Here is a 20,397-nt window from a genome sequence, read left to right on the forward strand (position 1 = left end):
ATACTATTCGTCAAAACAGACTACATTGGTAAGCCTTGTGTGTTGACGGTGGTTGCCCACAATAAGATGGCACTAGCCGAAGCACGATATAAGACCAAGAAATTGATTGGGGAAATCTCTGCTATTAGAGAGTAGGGTGATTTGTCTTATCAAATAGACTGGCAATAAAAGTATATGCGTTACGAGTATTTAGACAGAAAAAGCGTCACTCAACAATCAGTTGGGTGGCGCTTTTTTTTGTGATTTAGATGTTGGTATTAATATATTTTCAAGCAGCATTGTAAATTATAGCTAATAAGTGAACATTACCCTCACTTTAATTTATACCTTGTTTGGAATTATTTCGGCGATGAGATATGTCTAATAATGGATATATAACATTTCTCTGTTTTATATGTCAGACGGCAGTTATTTTGTCATGACTGGTTAGTTCAAAATAATATCCCTTATAATACATAGAGTATAATGCGAACTACTAAGTTATGTTAGTTTTTTTAATGAATAAGATTCATTATCTTTGCTGAAAGACATACTTCGTTATTGATGTTTCTTGATCAAAAACATCTCACAATTTTAGCGTTACTTTATTGAACCACAACCAAGTAGATAGGAAAAAAATGTCAAATATCAATGAGTCTTTACAAGAGTTAATGAATCTTGATGGTGCTATGGGTGCCTGTGTTGTTGATTACATGTCAGGTATGGTATTAGGTATGACTGGTAATGGTGGCAGTATAGATTTAGAGCTTGCTGCAGCTGGCAATGCACAAGTAGTAAAAGCGAAAGTCGCTACAATGAGATCACTTGGTATCAAAGGTGAAATTGACGATATGTTAATCACGTTAGAGTCTCAAATACATATCATTCGTCCTACACATAACCACGAAGATTTGTTTATTTACTTGGTGCTTGATAAATCAAAAGCCAACCTTGCACTAGCACGTCGTAAAGTACAAGGGATAGAAAGCAAGCTAGAAATATAATTTGATTGGTAGTATTTAAATCGATGCATATTTGGTAGATATCTATTGTGGTCTTATTAAATAGGCTAGCAATAGGACTATATGTATTACGAACATTTAGACAGAAAAAGCGCCACTCAACAATCAGTTGGGTGGCGCTTTTTTTATAGCTCTAGATGTTATGGATCTAGCTAGCTATTCTTACGTTGCATCAAACTATTGGCGACCCATGCTGGCCCAATTAATAAAAACTGTAGGTCTTTAAAGAATGATGGCTTTTCTCCTTCGATTTTATGACCGATAAACTGTCCAATCCAAGCGACGATGAAGATACCCGCCCACACTTTAAACCCCCACGGTAAGAACGCCATAACAGACAAGCAAATTAAGATAAATATTCCCATTGCTAAAAACAATGGCGTGGACAAGCGTATGTAGAACAATAATACCAAAGCACTAAGTACCAAGGTAAACCACACAGATAGCGACATTCCAACGCCTAGCAGACTGACAAATATAGTAGGGACACATAACCAATGGATTTTTTTATTGACCAGATTTTGATGACTAATAGAGTACTCGCTGAGCCACTGCTCAAGTGTGCGTTTCGACATTCTCTGCTGCTTAACACGAGCCATACCAACCTCCTTGTTAGTAATTAATAGGATGAATTGATACTGGCCACCAGTACAGGTGCCAATAACATTCGTAGTATCAGTTTTATCATTAATTGTCCCAATCTACCATGCTATCCAATGGACGGCACAGTCAGAAATTATGATGCTATAGTCAAATCCACTATAAATTTGATACGGTGTCAGTCTTGCTTAGTCTACTATTCGTAGCACTGTCACTCACCTTCCTTGTATCCAAATTATATTAAACCGACTCTAGTAATATTGTACCCAACACAGCTGACCATATTCTTTTGCTTTTCATTTTGAATGTCTCAGTGTTAATTCAATGCTGAAAAACTAACCTTGTTCGCTACGATGCCATTCATAGAGACCGATAAAGGCATTTATTTGATAGATCATAGTTTGGATAGCAAAAATATAGTTACCAGACATTAAGTTGACGATGAGCCAGACGAAATTCACGATAATCCATAGCCACCAGTTAAATGAATACCGCAAAATCATCGCGGCTTGTGCAGTAATTGAAAGTACAAAGGCAATAACATTAATCCAAAAGAAAGAAATAAACCCTAGAAATAGGCTGCTATCATCTTCTACCACTACATAACCATAGCTCGCTAATAATTCATTTACCGTGGGGAACAATGCAAGCCCAATGATAATGAAGGCAGCGGTAATCAACCAAACGGCTTTATTAGCAGCCTTCGGTATCATGTCACCATCAGGATCGGTATGCTTTGACCAATAAAAAATACCGTAGACATGAGTGAAAAAATTAAATAGCGGCGCAAGCATTAAGCCCACTGCGCCAGACGTCGCTTGTACGACTACTTCGCCAGCAGTTGCTGCCATGCCTAGACCATTACCCATGACGTTTTTTCGGAATGACAGTGAGACAACACAGACCAAACCAACAAAAGACACGCCCAAATAAAACATATCGAGCGAGGTATGGTCTGTGGTGAGCCAAAAGCCAGTGGATAGGGCAACCACTCCGCAAATGAACCAAGTAATAATCCATTGCATTGCCCATTTTCCGGTGATGTTGTCTAGTAGCTGAATACGCATAAGGCTTCTTTCCTAAAATGAGAGTTGGTCGCCGCATAGTGATTGATGCTGTTATTTTCCATTTTACGGATTTTTACCGTAGATATATTGATCAATAAATAGCACCGCTTGCTGATAGCGAGCATCGTAGTCTGGCTCATCAATCATATATGGCTCGATATGATGGCGCGCAAATATATCGACCAGTCGTTGTTCAAAACGCCCTCGTGCTTCAGGCGTGCCCAATGAGCGCATGCCGTCGTCAACCCATGGCGTATTATTATCTAACATAATTGTATGGTCTAAACGGAACTCATCGATACAAGCAGCCACAAACGGGTGCGTGCGATTTTCATATTCTTCACAGAACGCCTGTGTGGTGACAAAATCTGTGTCAACGATGGTGATAGGGGCGGTGGCATTTGCTGTCGCCTCTCGGATAGCTTGGGCATGATGTAGGGCAATGGGCCCATAGTCATTATATTGCAACCCAACCTCGCTACCTCCCAAATCTGTGCCGACGTACAGCCGCCCCATTTCTAGGGCAAAGCTGGCACCATAATAATTAGCAAGCTTATGTATCAAGGTTGTTTTGCCTGAGCTTTCACCACCGACGATAGCAACGGTCTTAGTATAGTCGCCACGAGCTTGCGGATGAATGGCTGACCAATGTGCTACCGGATCACGAGCAATTGCATAAGAGTCAAACTCAGGCTGTAGTGGGGTCGTGACCACACGCAAAAGCAGCTGGTCTTGTACATCGCTTTGCGTGAGTGGATGGTTCTCTGCAATGAACAATACAGTCTCTGCTGATAGTGATAGTGCGTCCGTTAAACGTTGCAATTTGGCGTTACTAGCAGCGATATCGATACTGACATCGTCACTGTCACTGGCATTATAGAGGTGTTCATGCAGCGGCAGCTCGATTTCATGAGTTGTGTGAATATGAATAAAGGGTAAGTCGGCACAGGCCATCTGTAGCCAGCGTGCTTTATCTTGTAAGGTAATCGTGAAATCTGGATGCGGCGATGGATGCGCCATAATAACGATGTGTAAGGTTTTGGCTTGTCCTGCTGCATCCAATATACTGCGCATCTGTCCTAAGTGTAGGGGCTCAAAATGTCCAATCATCAATCCAGTGTCGTACATAGCTATCCTTATCTGAGCCTCATCTTGGCTTTATATTTATTTTGTTTTTTTGACTTGTACCGACCGATATAAGTTTGACTATATAAAGGTTTTGGTTGATTTGCAGGTAGGTTATTGTAAACACAAGTTTGATGCAGAATTTTATATAGATTATTCGTCTTTTTAGAAGATAATTAGTGACCAGTTTTATGCTAATTAAGCTAAATTTTACCAGCTTTATTACTACATAAATACTGCTTATCTATTTGATAGTATTAAAAAAGACTGAGCAGATGAATTATTAGCGTAATGTTTTAGCAATAAACCTAGATTTGAAACATTTTGAAATAATTATTTAAAATCAGGGGTTTAGATGCCCCTATGACAGATTAGGGCAAGCTTAGGTAGCATAAACTCACAAAGTACTGCTACATCTTCAACAGATAGGAGCTGAATAGTTGATATACTTATTCGTAAGTCAAGAGGGCTAAATAGCATTTTGATTGAATATAGCAAACAAGTATAAAAAATATAAGAAAATACAAATAATAGAGAGGTATCTGATTTGGCTAAGTTAGCGAAATTACATCGCTCACAGAACAACCGTATGATAGCAGGAGTGATGGGCGGCGTTGCAGAATATGTCGGTTGGTCACCAACTTGGGTGAGAGTGCTGTTCGTGATTATCTCATCGTTGAGTGCAGCAGTACCAGGCATCTTAATCTATATTATATTATGGATAATAATGCCCAAAGCAACGAGTGAATCGTATCAGTAAACCAGCGTCAAAACTTCAAGCGATACTTTGAAAGTAGAAGTTTAACCAAAAAATAAAAAGCCTGATCAATCAGGATACCAAAGACATACTTTTCCTCCTGCCCAGATGCTCGCGCATCTGGGTATTTTTTTATCTGTTACTTTATCGATGCTTATGGCTCCAGTTTGATTATAAATGAGCCATACAATAGGATTTTTATCGCTTAGATATAAATTTAGTTAAGGTAAATATGGATAAAATAGTCAATTTTTAGTAAGGTGAGCAGACAAATAGAGTCGTTGCCGAATAGGCTGTACGAGTGCTATCAACGTTTTATTTATTAATACTAATTCCATAGTGATTTTATTATGACATCCCAAGCGAAAAACTCTCAACCGATGACTTTTCAAGATTTGATTTTAACCTTACAAAACTATTGGGCCGACAAAGGCTGCGTTATCCTGCAGCCTTATGATATGGAAGTTGGCGCAGGTACTTTTCATACGGCGACATTTTTGCGTTCGTTAGGTCCTGAGCGTTGGAATGCTGCCTATGTTCAGCCATCTCGTCGTCCGACTGATGGGCGTTATGGTGATAACCCAAACCGCTTGCAGCATTATTATCAATTTCAAGTCGTGTTAAAGCCGAATCCACCCAATATCCAAGAGCTATATCTAGACTCGCTAAGAGCCATTGGTATCGATCCGCTGGTGCATGATGTGCGTTTCGTCGAAGACAACTGGGAGTCACCAACGTTAGGTGCGTGGGGACTTGGTTGGGAGATTTGGCTCAACGGTATGGAAGTGACGCAGTTTACGTACTTTCAGCAAGTTGGCGGCATCGAGTGTTTCCCAGTGACTGGCGAAATTACTTATGGTCTTGAGCGCTTGGCGATGTATGTGCAAGGCGTCGATAGCGTTTATGATTTGGTTTGGGCAGATGGCGAGTTTGGCCGTGTCACTTATGGTGATGTCTTTCATCAAAACGAAGTGGAGCAATCTACCTATAACTTTGAGCACGCTGATGTGCCAATGATGGGTCAGATGTTTGATTTCTATGAGCAGCAAGCGGATAAGTTGGTTGCTGAAGGTTTGCCATTACCAGCCTATGAGATGGTGCTAAAAGCTTCGCATGCCTTTAACTTACTTGATGCTCGTGGTGCTATTTCAGTCACTGAGCGCCAGCGTTTTATATTACGTGTGCGTACGCTTGCTCGTAAGGTTGCCATTGGTTATGTCGAAGCACGTGCCAAACTTGGTTTCCCATTGGCGGACGAAGCTCATCGTCATGCAGCGCTTGATAAGTACTTGCCAAAAGAAGACGTGGCAACAGATAGCTTAGCAAAAGAAACTACCGATACCAACCAAACTACTAATAACAATAAATAGGAGCATCCCATGAGTACTATTCTATTTGAACTGGGGTGTGAAGAACTACCTCCAAAAAGCCTAAAACCACTACGTGACGCATTACAAACAAGCGTTATTGAGCAATTGAACGAAGCAGAAATCAGCTTCGATAGTATCAAAGCCTTTGCCGCACCGCGCCGTTTAGCGTTACAAATTCAGGGCATTGGTGATAAGCAGCCGGATCGCAGTGAGCAAAAACGTGGGCCAGCGATTAAAGCTGCCTTTGATGCCGATGGCAATCCAACGCGTGCAGCGATGGGTTTTGCTAAAGGTTTAGGGATTGAAGCCAGTGAGCTGATAACGATTAATACCGATAAAGGTGATTATGTCGGCTATGAGCAGACGATCCAAGGTCAAGCGACCACTGAGCTACTGCCAGCTATTTTTCAAACGGCGCTGGATAAGTTACCGATTGCTAAGCGTATGCGCTCAGGCGACAGCCGTAATGAATTCGTGCGTCCGGTACAGTGGGCAGTATTGATGCAAGATAGTACTGTCATCGACGCCACTATCCAAGGTCATCAGACGGGTACGCAAACTCGTGGTCATCGCTTCCATAGCCCTGACTACCATAATATTGCTCATTCTAATGACTATGAAGAATTACTAAGTGGTTTAAAAGTAGTTGCTGATTTTGATAAGCGTCAAATGCTGATCAAAAACCAAGTCAAAGCGTTGGCTGATGAAGTCAATTCTGATGCCATCGTACCGCAGGCACTGTTAGATGAAGTCACTGCACTGGTTGATTTTCCCATTGCGCTACGAGCAAGCTTTGAGGCGCGCTTCTTACAAGTGCCACAAGAAGCGCTTATCTCTACCATGCAAGCGGATCAAAAATATTTTTGCTTAACCGATAAAGCGGGCAAATTGCAGCCTTACTTTATCTTTATTACCAATATTGAGTCAAAAGACCCGAACCAAATCATTGAAGGTAATGAAAAGGTTGTGCGTCCACGTTTGGCTGATGCAGAGTTTTTCTTCTTACAAGATCAAAAGCAGCCATTATTTGCGTTGACTGAGAGTCTCAAGAATCGTGTATTCCAAGATAAATTGGGTACGATTTGGGAGAAGTCTGAGCGTATAGCCAAGCTGGCTGCATTTATCGCTGCCTTGATGCAACAGCAAGGTCAGCAGATTAGTATCGATGAAACGGTACGTGCTGGCATTTTGTCTAAAGCAGATTTGGCAAGTTCATTGGTCGGTGAGTATCCAGAGTTACAAGGTATCGCTGGTACTTACTATGCGCGCTTAAATAATGAGCCTGAAGCCGTAGCGGCCAGTTTAGAAGAGCAGTATTTGCCCAAGTTCAGTGGTGATGTATTGCCGCAGACGCCGATTGGTATCTGTTTGGCATTAGCGGATCGTCTGGACACGTTAGTCGGTATTTTTGCAATTGACCAAGCACCGACTGGTTCAAAAGACCCATTCAGCTTACGTCGCTCAGCCATTGGTATTTTGCGTATTCTCATTGAAAAACAGTTACCGATTAATTTGGTAGCGCTCGTTGAGCAGGCGATTAAGAACTATACTACGGAAGAAGGTAGCAAGATTGCCAAAATGGGCGATACCTTTACCCAAGTCATGGCATTCTTGAACTCACGCTACCGTGCGATGTATACCGAGCAAGGTGTGAGCGTTGATACCATCCAAGCCGTACAAGCGATTAACCCACATATGCCGCTTGATTTTGATCAGCGTATCCGTGCAGTGCAAGCATTTAGCGAGTTGTCACAAGCGTCAATGCTAGCCGATTCAAACAAACGCGTTGCTAACATTTTGGCCAAGTCAGAAGTGAGCGTGGCTGATAATGTTGATGAGGCGTTATTGTCTGAGCCTGCTGAGCAGAGTCTATATGCGAGTGTGCAGCAAGCGCAAACGGCGGTGCAACCATTACTCGAGCAGGCTGACTATACGCAAGTATTGCAAACGCTTGCCAGTCTAGACGAGCCATTGACACAGTTCTTCGACAATGTGATGGTCAATAGTGAAGATGCTGCGCTAAAGAACAATCGCTTAGCATTATTGAAGCAAGTTCGCGCATTATTCTTAACCGTAGCGGATATCAGCGAGTTACAGCTTTAGCTCTACTGACACATAGTTGTTAATTTTGATGCAAAAACCTGGCCTATCGTGGCCAGGTTTTTCTGTTATAGGACAGTGTCATTATTTAGGACCGTCATTCAGTAGATTTATCTAGCAATTCAGAGTAATCAGTAATTAAACTGCAAAGGCATTGTGTTATCGCTATTATTGACGGTAGAATTTATATTATTAAAACGTGTTGAATAGTCATTAGCTTATTGGCTGTTTTTATTCCTCGCGTGAAACTATACTCGAAGGAGCACTGCCGTGTTTGCCGTTATTATTGTTATCCTCATTATTTGGGCATCGATGTGGGCTTTTTATAGGTTTATGTACCCACGAGCACCCAAAAGTATGATGCCAAAAAAAGGCGATGTCACCACACCGCGCCAGTGTAATTTTTGTGGCAATAGTCTGGCAGAATATCGCGGTGTACTAGAGACCCTGAAGACTACGCCGAGTTCAACTGATGATAGCGACAGTGTTATCAAAACCAATCAAGACTTCTTTTTTTGCAATTATGAACATCAAGCTGACTTCTATGCTGGTAAGACTTATGATGCCGATGACTAAGTAGATAGGTTTTGTTTCAAGCATAAAAAAGCGCTTAGCTTGAGTTGGCTAGGCGCTTATCTTTTTAATAGAGTGCTATTTTCTTATATAGTTGAATTCAAATAATTCCGATACAAGGAAGCCAAGTGCAAGCTATACATTAGTATGGTTAGCGAGGATGACGATGTAGCGAATTTATATGGACTTGACTATAGAATGGACTGTGCGTCCTTCATGATTTTATTTAGTAGAGCTTCAGATTGCTTGTCTTGTTGCAAGCGGTCTTCGCTAGTTCTCTGATTGGCATGGATTTTCTCGTACAAGCTTAGGCAACACAGGACCAGTAGGTTTTCTTGACTAAGACTTGGTGCATCTCTCTTGAGGTCTAGCGCATAATTATTAATATAAGAGACGGCTGAATGTAGCTCTTCTTGCTCATGTACAGGGCAGTAGATTGGATAGTTAACGCCAGCAATAGCAATATCGACCTTTTTGATTTGTGGTTCAGCGACTTTCGCATTAGGTTGAGTAGCGGTATTCGGTATGATCGAAGCTGCTGTGGCGACATTCTTTGGTTGTAGTGCAGTATTTTGCGTTTGGTTATTTGGCAGCTGTTTTTCTATCGGTTTTTTGTGGTCATCGGTCATGATAAATCCTACAGTATTTGGTCAGTAAGGTGAGTAATATCAGATATTACCGTTATGAGCTTGGCTTAATTCATAAGAAGCAATGAGTTATTGTTATAAAAAATTGTGCTTAGTCATTAGCCTTCTACTTGGTCAATATGGGTTAAGCGTTTTAGTACTACTTGTGTGCGCTCGGCTGCCAATTGATTCTTTTTCTGTAGTTCACTGTTTTGTTGTTTGATATCGCTGTACTGCTGCTTTAATTCATTATTATGCTGTTGTAGCTCGCTGTTTTGTTGTTGTAATTGGTCGATCTGTTTTTGCAGTTTGTCTTGCTCTTCACCAATCATATGATGCGCTTCTGCAAGGCTTTGGTAGCGTTTATCGAGATCGCCCAGTTGTTTTTTAGTACCGTCACGTTCTGTATAGCTAGTCTTGAGCTTGGTTCTCAGCACTGTAAGCTCTTGTGGATCAGCAACAGGATGTTGTTTAAGGCTGCTAAGTTCAGCACTGACAAGCTGATACTGTTTTTTGATGTCGAGTACCATTTTTTCTAAGATTCTAAGTTGATCATACATAGTCAGTTTTTATCCTTAACAAGTAAGCGTAAATGAATTTTGTTCTCTGCATTTAATAATGCCATAGGTGACCGCATAATATCTATATCAACAAAGTAATTACAAGTATTAGGGTCTGTTGAACATTCAAATATTAGGGCTGCTAATCGCTAAAATTGCACCAAATTAGGCGCAAGTCGACGATAATGTCGAGACCTTAGCTAGGCTTGCAACAACATTTGGGGTGATTTTAGCATTAGCCTTTTAGGGCAGTACTCTTTTTTGCCAATATATGGCGAAATTGTTTAACCTAGAATGACTAGGCATCAAAAATTTCACTGCATATTGTCTAAAAAATAGTGACTGCCAGCACCACGTTTGAATGTTCAACAGACCCTGAGCTTGGTCTTTTTATTTTTTATGGTCCACCGTCGTATCAATGATGTTGCGCGGGGGCTGTTTTTGTATTTCAAGTAATAATCAATCACTAGGACATCTATTATGAATGACAATATCTCTGGCTGGAACACTTGGCTGACTGCTTTTGATGACTGGACTGACGTGTCTATCAGCGAAGTACATGGCCTGATGACCGGACTCATGACTGCTTGTAATGCGCCTGATGAAGCTGTATGGGCTCAAGTCTTTGAAGAGTTAAGCTTTGGAGCATTACCAGAGCCTGCGTTGACATTGTTAGCCGAAGAAGCAGAAGACACCGTGTTTCAGCTGAAGGACAAAGATGATGCTTACTCTTATATGCCGCTGATACCTGATGATGAACATGACTTGTATGAGCGCGTGATGGCGTTGAAACAGTGGGCCAATGGCTTTATGACTGGTTTTGGTATCACTGATTGTAGTATTAGCGCTGATGAAAACGAGATGCTATCGGATTTGGCGAAGATTGGTGGTATTCGTTTAGAGGAAGACGAAATATTCGAAGGTGGCGAAGAGTCTTATCTGTATATCTATGAGTTCGCCCGTATGGTGCCAGTCAGTTTTGCGACCCGTAAGCGCAAGGCCGTTAAAGACATCGCCTTGATTTCTGGACTCGCTATCGATGCCAAGACGACCAAAGAGCTACAGGCAGAAGGTAAATTACCAAAGCCGATGCCACCAGTCATTGATATTATGAACCAAAACAACCCTTCATAAGGCGAGTATTGCGTATCACAATAAGGATATTTTATGATGAGAAATAATAGTACTGATAGTGACAGTCAAGCTAACTCTGATATCGCTTATCCTACACAAAGTATCGATTGGCTAACGCGTCTGATTGGTTTTGATACTGTCAGTCGTCACTCAAATTTGGCACTCATTGAAGACGTGCAAGCGTATTGTGAGCAATTAGGTCTGACAGTCGACTTGACCTTTAATGATGCTAAAAACAAAGCCAATCTATTCGTGACAGTACCGGCAGGAGAGAATGCTGACCAAGTGAACCATGGTCTCGTGCTCTCTGGTCATACGGATGTTGTCCCAGTCGATGGTCAGGAGTGGACGTCAGATCCATTTACTGCGACGATACGGGGCGATAAGCTCTATGGACGCGGTGCTTGTGACATGAAAGGCTTTATCGGCTGTGTGTTGACGCTCTTACCACAAGCGGTAAAACTGTCTAACGCAGGTCAGTTACGTCGTCCATTGCATTTGGCTGTGTCATTCGATGAAGAGGTGGGCTGTTTGGGCGCGCCACTCATATTGGCAGATATAAAGGCACGCGGTATCACACCTGATTATTGTATCGTTGGTGAGCCGACCAATATGGCGATGGTTGTCGCACATAAGGGTATTTCTATCTATCGCTGCCGCGTGCATGGTAAGTCCGCGCATTCGTCATTGACGGCGCAAGGCGTTAACGCTATTAGCTATGCCAGTCGTTTGATTGGTTATGTCGATGAGCTAGCGGAAGAGATAAGTCGTCGCGATGATACTCTGGACGATGGGGATGCGATGTTCGATGTGCCTTATTCAACCATGTCTGTAGGTACTATACAAGGTGGTACCGCGACCAATATCGTCCCTAATCTGTGTGAGTTTACTTTTGATTATCGTAATTTGCCGCACATGACGCAGGACGATATCCTGATACCTATTCAAGCAAAGGTCGCAGAGCTAAGTGCTCAAATGCAGGCACGAGCACCAGAGACCGGAATTGAGCTGATACAAGCAGTAGGCGTACCAGCAATGACTGACAGTGATAGTGCGGAGCTGCAAGCGCTGATCGCTGCGCTGACGAATGATGAGCAACGTCATAAAGTGGCTTATGCAACAGAAGGCGGGCAGTTTACCAATGCTGGCATTCCAACGATTATCTGTGGCCCTGGTAGTATCGAACAGGCACACAAGGTAGACGAGTATGTTGAGCTTATCGAAATCGAACGCTGTGATACCTTTTTGCAGAAATTGCTAGACAGTTGCACAATTAAATGATGTATTCAAATACTAGGGCATGTCCTCAATTCAATCGAGAGTCATCTAAATGGGTTAAAAATGGCTAAATCTTGCCAAACGGCGTCAAATAGCTGACTAATATCTCGATATTATCTGCGCTATTTTCCTTGTTTGACTACAATTTATCTCATTTTTATCACCATTTTTAAAATGAGGACACGCCCTAGACATAAGTATATAATATGAGTAAGTATAAATAATACCGCCTAAATGGCGGTATTATTTTTTGGTAATGTAGTGACTCGTGTGAGAGCTACTGATATACACATAGTAGGGGTGGGTTGATGTCTTGGCATCTGTTTGCGGTGTTTTTTGCAAGTACGTTTTTTATATCAGCGACCCCTGGTCCGAACATGCTGTTAGCGTTCCAGTATGGTATGAACTATGGTGTAAAACGAACGCTGTGGACGCTAGCAGGGTTAAGTCTGGGTCTGTTTATATTACTACTTTCGACTCTACTTGGACTCGATGTAATCAGTCGCCAGTCACCTTGGCTACTGACGATCATTAAAGCGGTTGGCGCGGTGTATTTAATCTATCTAGGTATCAGTTCATGGCGCGATGCGGGTGATGGTAGTTTAATGAAAGACGCTCGCGAAATGAGTGAAGAAGTCACAGCTGAATACTCTGCATTTGACAGTGACAGTGAAAGCACGGCTAATACACCGCAGCCACGCTCGCTATCTAGCGCGGCAGTCAAAGTATCTCCAAGCAATACGACCTTATTCCGTACGGGTGTCTGGGTATCCTTATCTAATCCCAAAGCCATCCTGTTCTTCGCAGCCTTCTTCCCCAAGTTTATCAATTTTAGTGCGCCACTATGGCCGCAATATATTTTATTAACTATAGGGCTTTTTTTGAGCGAGACAATTTGGCAGATTATTTATACCTTAGGTGGTAAGAAGCTGGCAAGTTGGCTAGATGTAGGCAATCGCCTAGCTTGGCTAAATCGTGGTTGCGGAGTAATATTTATCATAATTGCTGCAGCTCTATTAGCTGAAGTATTAAATAGCTTTATGGTTTAAAGGTTTTTTAATTCTATGTTTAAAGTGATACTCTCAAAGCAATACTTTTAAAGTAACAAGTTTAATGAAATATAATTTTTATAGTAATCTCTATTTAAATAAAATTAATTATTGACTTTATTTTTTAAATCGTTATTATTATCACATTGATTTATCAGCTTCTATGTAAGCGATAAGTCATTCAAATACATCTGCTACTATTGCCCACAATAATTAGCCACAACCTATGGAGGAATCATCGTGTCCTATTTAACTATCAAGACGTTTTTAAAGATTGAATGTGTAAACTACCTGACAGCAATGACGACTTCGAAAAGGTTTGGCTGAATCTATATACAAGCTATTGAGTGATATCCTATCTATTGATATCAACGAATAGTGTTCTGTATCTACTCGCTCTATCCTTCGTTTAAGTCTACTGTGCCAAAATCGTTCTGCGATTGTGCTAGGCCATATTGCGCTTGCTGTTATCTGTTTACCTAACATTTTACTTTACTGTTATTACCAATAAGATTGCTATCGTTTAGCGTATGCTCTTTTGTGTGCATAATTTTTACGCTTTCAATTTTGGTACGGTAAAACCTTTCTTTAAAACGTCCATCATAAATTAACTATGCATTTTTATTGATTTTTTAATTAATAAAAAGACGGTATTTTATTGCCTAAATTTTATGATTTATTAACTTATGTGCTTATTAAACGTATCGTTTAATGGAGACGGGTAAGTAATGTCTAAAAATTAGTAAATTAAAAAATATGTATGGTTATAAAAATAATAAAACGGAAATAATAAATTATGAGCATTCAATTAATATTAAATGAAAACCGCAAACACGGCGTACCCGTCAAGATTTACACCTCAGATGTTGAGCAAGGTGCAATGCAGCAATTGCGCAATCTAGCCCAGCTAGAGTTTGTACACTCACACATTGCGGTGATGCCTGACGTACATGTTGGCAAAGGCGCCACAGTCGGCAGTGTGATTCCGACCAAGTCCGCCATTATTCCTGCCGCAGTCGGTGTGGATATTGGCTGCGGTATGAACGCGGTGCGTTTGTCCCTGACGGCGAGTGATTTGCCTGACAGCTTAAAATCACTGCGGTCGATCGTTGAGCAGCAAGTGCCAGTCGGCTTTAATATGCACAAGCAAATTCAAGCCAAAAACTCAACGCTTGATCCGTTAGGCAAGCGCCTAAAACCGATTACTGATAAGTATCCCGGCTTGCTCAAAATGCTAAAAGGTTTTGAGCGTACTTGGGCGAAGCAGTTAGGAACACTCGGAGGTGGCAATCATTTCATTGAGCTGTGCTTGGATGAAAACAATGATGTCTGGGTCATGCTGCACTCTGGCAGCCGCGGCATTGGTAACTGTATCGGCCAGTACTTTATTAACCTTGCCAAAAAAGAACGTCAATCGCGCTTCGGTCATGTGCCAGATCGAGATTTGTCTTACTTTGCCGAAGGATCTGATAGCTTTGCTGATTATGTTGAAGCAGTGGGTTGGGCGCAGGACTACGCGTTAGAGAACCGCCGTGAGATGATGCGCCTCGTCATTAAGTCATTGCAGTCGCCACAAGCGGGGTTGCCACGATTTCAGCTGACCAAAGAAGCCATTAATTGTCATCATAACTATGTCAATGAAGAGGTGCATTTCGGTGAGCAGGTCTACGTAACACGCAAAGGTGCGATAAGCGCTTATGCAGGTGAGCTTGGTATTATCCCAGGCTCTATGGGTGCAAAGTCCTTTATCGTACGCGGTCTTGGCGAGGCTGAATCGTTTTGCTCATGTTCACATGGGGCAGGGCGACAGATGAGTCGAGGTAAAGCCATGCGAGCATTCACCATCGATGAGCTAAAAGCGCAGACGGATGGCGTCGAGTGTCGCAAAGACAAAGGCGTCATCGATGAAATACCAGGCGCTTATAAAGACATCGATGAAGTGATGGCCAATCAAACGGATTTGGTCGAAGTGGTGCATACGCTAAAGCAGGTCATGTGTATTAAAGGCTAGTTTTTTTATAAAACTTGATCTTGTTTTAACTGTTAGCATCCTATAAGACAAGATCAAATTAAGGAGACAATTATGAGAGATTATCCTTATATCAACAAAAATGGTAAAAAAAGACCCCAATCAAAAGAATGGGCTGATATACGAGCAGAGATTATGTGCTTGAAAACTGAGCTGAATTTAACGGATAAATCTTTTCGAGTTCTAACCCCTTACGATGATTACAAAGGCATAGAAGAGCAGATTTATCAAACCTTTTGCAAAATTGAAAATGGTAAAAGCCGTCCAGTTTGGTTATGGCAAAATCTGATACAAGAAACGTATTCAATGGAAATCAAAGATTCTCTCGAGAATTACTTGTTACGTTTAATTCAGCCCAATGAAAGTATTTGGTTTGGTGTAACAGGAACATTCAACGAGCGTTCAAAAATCTGGTTTTACGAGGGCAAGATTGAGGCAATAATAAAAATACTCGATGAAATCTGCTTCTTTGACGAGTGCTATTTTGTTTCTAAAAAGTATAACTGGCTTATCTGTAGCAACCACCACGACATCTTGATGGCCACAGGTAAAGATATGCCACAAAAATTAAAGGCTATAGAAGATGTAGCAAAGAATAAAGGATAAAATAATGAGCTTAAAACAAACCTTAAAGAAAGCCAAACAGATTGAACGGCAGTTAGAACAAAAAGCTGAAACAGGTGCACAGCAATCGCTAAGCACAGTCAAGCCGCGCAACTATTTGGCACTGGATCCACTGTTAAGAAAAGGTGGTATTCACGAAAAAGAAGATATCGACATTGTCCGCAAAAAACGTCGCCGTGAGACTAAGCAGCAGTTACGGAAGACAGATTGGCTATCGGAGTAGCAACCGTTCATCTTAATCTTAAATTTAAACAACAAAAAAGCCGTTCGCTATGATAGTGAACGGCTTTTTTATTTTTACTCAATCTTATAATTTAACAGTTACGCCAATACTTCGATTAGCTCACCCTTGACCATATGCGGGCTGACGAAATCAGTAATGCGTACGCTGACAAGCTTACCCAACATTTCATCCATCTTTTCGATATCATGAGGGAACATGACCGTACGAGTGTTATCCGCCGTACCGATTAAGCAGTCAGGATGGCGGTTGGCGATTTGTTCAACCAATACGCGTGTCGTGGTGCCGACCATTTCATGGGTTTTCGCTAGCGTTGAGTCAATGATGACTTTTTGAAATTCTGCCAAGCGCTCTTTTTTAGTTTTGAAACTCACATCATCCGGCAACTCAGCGGCTGGCGTGCCTGGGCGCTTAGAGTAGATAAAGCTGTAAGAGTGATCGAAGTTTAATTCCTTTGCCAAGTTCAACGTATCTTGGAAGTCTTGATCGGTCTCACCAGGGAAGCCAATGATAAAGTCGCTCGACAAGTGAATATCAGGACGAATGGCTTTTAGCTTATTAATCTGATTGATATACACATCAATCGTATGGTTGCGTTTCATCGCTGCCAAGATAGCGTTTGAGCCACTTTGAACCGGTAAATGCAAGTGAGACACCAGCTCTGGCAATTGTGCATAGGCATCAATGATGTCATCAGTGAACTCTAGGGGATGGCTGGTCGTATAACGAATACGCTCGACACCATCGACATGTGAGACATAATGCAACAGCTCAGCGAAACGGCAAATGCTGCCATCGTCTTTTTCGCCGCGATAACCGTTGACGTTTTGACCCAAGAGGTTAATTTCACGCACGCCTTGCGCTGCTAAGCTATCAATCTCAGCCAATACGTCATCGAGTGGGCGAGACAATTCTTCACCACGGGTATAAGGCACCACACAAAATGAGCAATATTTTGAGCAACCTTCCATAATAGAGACAAAGGCTTTAAACCCTTCTACTCTTGGTTCAGGCAAAAAGTCGAACTTTTCGATACTTGGGAAGGATACGTCAACTGTGCCGATACGGTTTTTAGGCGCAATCTCACGCTGTTCATGTGATTGATCATATAGCTCTGGTAGACGATGTAAGGTTTGTGGGCCAAAAACCATATCGACATAAGGCGCACGTTTTTGAATGTTGTCGCCTTCTTGTGAGGCCACGCAACCACCGACGCCAATGACGAGGTCAGGGCGTTTTTCTTTTAGTTTGCGCCAGCGACCCAATTCTGAAAAGACTTTCTCTTGCGCTTTTTCGCGGATAGAGCAGGTATTCATTAACAGTACATCGGCCTCATCGATATCATGCGTGACTTCCATACCGTGAGAATCACCGAGCACGTCGAGCATTTTGCCAGAGTCATAGACATTCATCTGGCAGCCTTGAGTGGTGACAAAGACTTTTTTGGTGGCTGGTTTGTTTACAGGAGATTGGGCTGAACTTGCTTCATTGAGTGCAGTGACAGCAGGCGCGGCAGCAGTTGCTTCAGTAACAGCAGCGTCTTTGATGCGGGGGTTGAATACAGTAACACTCATAAGGATAAGTCCATGATTGACTAAAAATATAGCGGGGTAGACGATTAACAGGTGGCGTATTTTATCACAACCCTCTACCAATGTGAAAAATTAGCGTGGGTGTTCGTTGGTCAATATTATAAATTATTCATAACGGTATCAATTATTTACTAGAGTTAGCAGTGATTTTGATAAAAACTACGACTCGACATCATTTCTATGTTACACCGTACTGTCCTATTTATTAACAAAAGGTAAAGGCTATGGTTGAAAGTGCAATGAGTATAGTATGATGAATAAAACCACCTTAGCGGTACATTATAAATCGCTGTTTAATTATTTGTAGAGACATAATAAAGAGAGTCAATATGACAGAGTTGCGCGTTGCTCATAGCATCAAGGATAGAGAGTTGGCCAGTCAAAAGCGTAGTTCTGAGCGATCTAGAGCAGGTAGGCTGCGGGTGAGTGCGCTGAGTTTGGCGACGGCAGCGAGTGCGTTAGGGCTATCGCAAGTTGCTTGTGCAGAGCTGACATGGGGTGATAGCGAGAGCTACCAGCAAGAGAATAATTATCAGCAAGACAGTGGTATTGACTCATTCATGTCAGCAGCAAGCGCCGCGGACCGAGGTGATGTCAGCGCCCTTTATGGTTATGAGCAAGCGATGAGTGGTGGTTTGTTTGCGATGTATCCAACGTATTGGCGAATGAATCTGGATCTTAATTCACAAAGTGCGGCTGCGGTGTCACAGTTCGTACGTCAGTATCCAGATACTGTGATGGCTGAGAAATTGGTTGCGGATTTTGCGGAGACCAAAGCAGGATCAAATGATTATGCATCAGTACGTCAAGTGGCGAATTTAATTACCAATGCCGATGCCAGTGAGCGCTGTGCGGTTGCGCTTGGTTTTAATAACGGTGGTGACACGATGCGTGCTATGGCAGCCAAGTCTGATGTCTGGCTGAATACGCAAAAGCAGCCAGCATTGTGTGATCAGCTAGCGATGGAAATGAACAATAACGCATTGATTAGTGATCAAGATCGTACCGCTCGTCTTAAGCGTATGCTACGTAAAGGTAAAACTGGCGATATCATGGCGTTGTCATCACGCCTAGGCACGCCTATTGCGTATTCAGCATTGAGTGAGATTCAGCTTAGCCCGTCTTTATTTTTTACCAGTTTTGGTAGACAGTCTGCCAGTCAGACCAATCAATATCTCTACCTGTATGCGTTAGGCCGTGTCGCTGATAAGTCTTATCGTGAGGCTGCGCTACAGTTAGATTTTGATATCAAACAAGACAACCAGCGTTCAGTGAAGTTGTTGAATGATGATACCCGTCGTTATGCTTATCGCATCCTTGGCGTACAGCGTATGAACCACAATACCGATGATGGCTTTAATGCTGAGGCAGTTGAATGGTTCCGTAACAGCTTAGATAACGACTTTAATTTTGAAGAAGCCGAAGATTATGCCATGGCAGCCATTCGCTTTAGTCAATGGGATGATGTGGTCGAAGCCATTTCTAGAATGGAGAGCGAAACTCAAAAAAGTAGCCAGTGGCAATATTGGCTAGCACGCGCATATGAGCAATCGAGCGATTCAAGCAAGCGTAACACTGCCAAAAAGATGTATAAGAACATCGCAAAAAGTAATGAGTATTATGGCTTAATGGCAAAAGATAAAATTGGTCAGCGCTTCGATGCTAGCCAGTTCGGTGGTAGTAATTTACCCAACGTGAGTACCTCGGATCGCGCACGTGTTATGCAAGATGGCAACTTTGCTCGTGCTTTTGCCTTATATAACTCTGACGCTAGTCGTGCTTATGCTAACCGAGAGTGGAACTGGGCGGTGAAGCAGGCGCGTGACAAGCGTGATGACAATCTAATCATCGCTGCTGCCCGTCAAGCACATGACATGGGCTGGCTCGATCGTGCAATTTACGCGGTTGATAATACGGATAGAGTTGATAGCTTAGCATTGTCGCATCCAATGCCGCACCAAGATGCTGTCGTTCGCTACAGCCAATCTGCTGGCATCGATCCAGAGTGGGCTTATGGCATTATGCGTCAAGAGAGTCGTTTTGTGACTTCTGCCCGCTCAAACGTTGGAGCAAGTGGACTGATGCAGGTCATGCCTGATACGGCAAAATATATCGCTCGTAATCTAGGTGAGACCTATAGTGCTAGCCGTGCTAATAGTGGTGATACCAATATTCGTTATGGTACGTGGTATATGGGTGATATCTTGAGCAAGTTGAACCGTCAGCCAGTCGTTGCTACAGCAGGCTACAATGCTGGACCTAACAATGCCAAACGCTGGCAGCCAGTGTATGGGTCACTTGCAGCAGATCAATATGTTGAGTCTATTGCATTTCCTGAAACGCGCAATTACGTCAAGCATGTGATGGAGAATGCCACTATCTATAGTAGCTTATTGGGTCGTAGTCAGCCTATTAGCCAGCGCATGGGTACCGTGCCTTCTTCTTTTTAGAGCACTCATTTACGATTCAAATAAGCCATTGATGAGCAATCGTTAGAGGCTTATTTTTATACATTGATTTTAGTCGTCCTAATCTCATGTTTACGTTTCTGCTATAGATTAAAAAAAACGATTTGTTACCATTGCATTAATGATTGTCTTTAATTGATGTTTACAAATCGCCGTTCATATTTTTTAGCTCTATGTTTAGTGGTATGAGTGTTTGTATGTCA

General features: G+C 42.2%; 18 protein-coding genes. 12 read left to right on the top strand and 6 right to left on the bottom strand.

The window, feature by feature from the left end; genetic code table 11:
- The first annotated feature begins 617 nt into the window (after nucleotides 1-617).
- Nucleotides 618-983 carry a hypothetical protein gene (locus I6E84_RS04740; protein WP_110923327.1) on the top strand — a complete coding sequence of 122 codons (366 nt, stop codon included), beginning with the start codon at nucleotides 618-620 and terminating at the stop codon, nucleotides 981-983.
- 170 nt (nucleotides 984-1,153) lie between these two features.
- Here the strand turns inward: I6E84_RS04740 and I6E84_RS04745 are convergent, their stop codons facing one another.
- From I6E84_RS04745 to nadR, 3 genes are all read right to left on the bottom strand, one after another.
- Nucleotides 1,154-1,600 (bottom strand): DUF962 domain-containing protein, encoded by a 447-nt coding sequence (locus I6E84_RS04745; RefSeq protein WP_110923326.1) that lies wholly within the window; start codon nucleotides 1,598-1,600, stop codon nucleotides 1,154-1,156.
- A gap of 336 nt (nucleotides 1,601-1,936) precedes the next feature.
- Nucleotides 1,937-2,668, bottom strand: a complete 732-nt coding sequence (gene pnuC / locus I6E84_RS04750; RefSeq protein ID WP_197216504.1) for a nicotinamide riboside transporter PnuC — start codon at nucleotides 2,666-2,668, stop codon at nucleotides 1,937-1,939.
- 63 nt (nucleotides 2,669-2,731) lie between these two features.
- The gene (nadR, locus tag I6E84_RS04755) at nucleotides 2,732-3,796 is read right to left on the bottom strand and encodes a multifunctional transcriptional regulator/nicotinamide-nucleotide adenylyltransferase/ribosylnicotinamide kinase NadR (RefSeq protein WP_197216506.1); all 1,065 of its coding nucleotides are present in this window, start codon (nucleotides 3,794-3,796) and stop codon (nucleotides 2,732-2,734) included.
- Between the two features lie 544 nt (nucleotides 3,797-4,340).
- Between nadR and I6E84_RS04760 the strand changes: the two genes are divergently transcribed.
- The 4 genes from I6E84_RS04760 to I6E84_RS04775 all read left to right on the top strand — a co-directional run bounded on the left by I6E84_RS04760 (nucleotide 4,341) and on the right by I6E84_RS04775 (nucleotide 8,596).
- Complete coding sequence (locus tag I6E84_RS04760; protein WP_110923323.1) at nucleotides 4,341-4,553, top strand: PspC domain-containing protein; 213 nt, start codon at nucleotides 4,341-4,343, stop codon at nucleotides 4,551-4,553.
- A 377-nt stretch (nucleotides 4,554-4,930) separates the two neighbouring features.
- The gene (glyQ, locus tag I6E84_RS04765; protein WP_197216906.1) at nucleotides 4,931-5,920 is read left to right on the top strand and encodes a glycine--tRNA ligase subunit alpha; all 990 of its coding nucleotides are present in this window, start codon (nucleotides 4,931-4,933) and stop codon (nucleotides 5,918-5,920) included.
- A 9-nt stretch (nucleotides 5,921-5,929) separates the two neighbouring features.
- Nucleotides 5,930-8,023 carry a glycine--tRNA ligase subunit beta gene (gene glyS, locus I6E84_RS04770; protein WP_197216508.1) on the top strand — a complete coding sequence of 698 codons (2,094 nt, stop codon included), beginning with the start codon at nucleotides 5,930-5,932 and terminating at the stop codon, nucleotides 8,021-8,023.
- Nucleotides 8,024-8,290: 267 nt separating this feature from the next.
- Nucleotides 8,291-8,596 carry a hypothetical protein gene (locus tag I6E84_RS04775; RefSeq protein WP_320158625.1) on the top strand — a complete coding sequence of 102 codons (306 nt, stop codon included), beginning with the start codon at nucleotides 8,291-8,293 and terminating at the stop codon, nucleotides 8,594-8,596.
- Nucleotides 8,597-8,784: 188 nt separating this feature from the next.
- Here the strand turns inward: I6E84_RS04775 and I6E84_RS04780 are convergent, their stop codons facing one another.
- Complete coding sequence (locus I6E84_RS04780) at nucleotides 8,785-9,222, bottom strand: cell division protein ZapA (protein WP_197134024.1); 438 nt, start codon at nucleotides 9,220-9,222, stop codon at nucleotides 8,785-8,787.
- A 116-nt stretch (nucleotides 9,223-9,338) separates the two neighbouring features.
- Nucleotides 9,339-9,779: a hypothetical protein gene (locus I6E84_RS04785; RefSeq protein WP_194197634.1), complete on the bottom strand. Its 441-nt coding sequence runs from the start codon at nucleotides 9,777-9,779 to the stop codon at nucleotides 9,339-9,341.
- Between the two features lie 480 nt (nucleotides 9,780-10,259).
- Between I6E84_RS04785 and I6E84_RS04790 the strand changes: the two genes are divergently transcribed.
- From I6E84_RS04790 to I6E84_RS04815, 6 genes are all read left to right on the top strand, one after another.
- Nucleotides 10,260-10,913, top strand: a complete 654-nt coding sequence (locus I6E84_RS04790; RefSeq protein ID WP_194197635.1) for a UPF0149 family protein — start codon at nucleotides 10,260-10,262, stop codon at nucleotides 10,911-10,913.
- A 33-nt stretch (nucleotides 10,914-10,946) separates the two neighbouring features.
- Complete coding sequence (gene argE, locus I6E84_RS04795) at nucleotides 10,947-12,194, top strand: acetylornithine deacetylase (RefSeq protein WP_197216509.1); 1,248 nt, start codon at nucleotides 10,947-10,949, stop codon at nucleotides 12,192-12,194.
- A 305-nt stretch (nucleotides 12,195-12,499) separates the two neighbouring features.
- Complete coding sequence (locus I6E84_RS04800; RefSeq protein ID WP_197216510.1) at nucleotides 12,500-13,240, top strand: LysE family translocator; 741 nt, start codon at nucleotides 12,500-12,502, stop codon at nucleotides 13,238-13,240.
- A gap of 796 nt (nucleotides 13,241-14,036) precedes the next feature.
- Entirely contained in the window at nucleotides 14,037-15,251 is a 1,215-nt protein-coding gene (locus I6E84_RS04805; protein ID WP_197216511.1) for an RtcB family protein, read from the top strand.
- A gap of 72 nt (nucleotides 15,252-15,323) precedes the next feature.
- Nucleotides 15,324-15,875 (top strand): DUF6756 family protein, encoded by a 552-nt coding sequence (locus I6E84_RS04810; RefSeq protein ID WP_197216512.1) that lies wholly within the window; start codon nucleotides 15,324-15,326, stop codon nucleotides 15,873-15,875.
- Between the two features lie 4 nt (nucleotides 15,876-15,879).
- Complete coding sequence (locus tag I6E84_RS04815; protein WP_227681307.1) at nucleotides 15,880-16,116, top strand: hypothetical protein; 237 nt, start codon at nucleotides 15,880-15,882, stop codon at nucleotides 16,114-16,116.
- Between the two features lie 98 nt (nucleotides 16,117-16,214).
- Here I6E84_RS04815 and miaB read toward each other — a convergent pair whose 3' ends face one another.
- A complete protein-coding gene (gene miaB / locus I6E84_RS04820) occupies nucleotides 16,215-17,708 on the bottom strand; it encodes a tRNA (N6-isopentenyl adenosine(37)-C2)-methylthiotransferase MiaB (RefSeq protein ID WP_197216513.1) in 1,494 nt (497 codons plus the stop codon).
- A gap of 347 nt (nucleotides 17,709-18,055) precedes the next feature.
- Here miaB and I6E84_RS04825 point away from each other — a divergent pair, with 347 nt between their 5' ends.
- Nucleotides 18,056-20,176, top strand: a complete 2,121-nt coding sequence (locus I6E84_RS04825; protein WP_197216514.1) for a lytic transglycosylase domain-containing protein — start codon at nucleotides 18,056-18,058, stop codon at nucleotides 20,174-20,176.
- Nucleotides 20,177-20,397 lie beyond the last annotated feature (221 nt).

The sequence above is a fragment of the Psychrobacter sp. SCQQ22 genome (assembly GCF_015864605.1).
GTDB lineage: Bacteria > Pseudomonadota > Gammaproteobacteria > Pseudomonadales > Moraxellaceae > Psychrobacter > Psychrobacter fozii.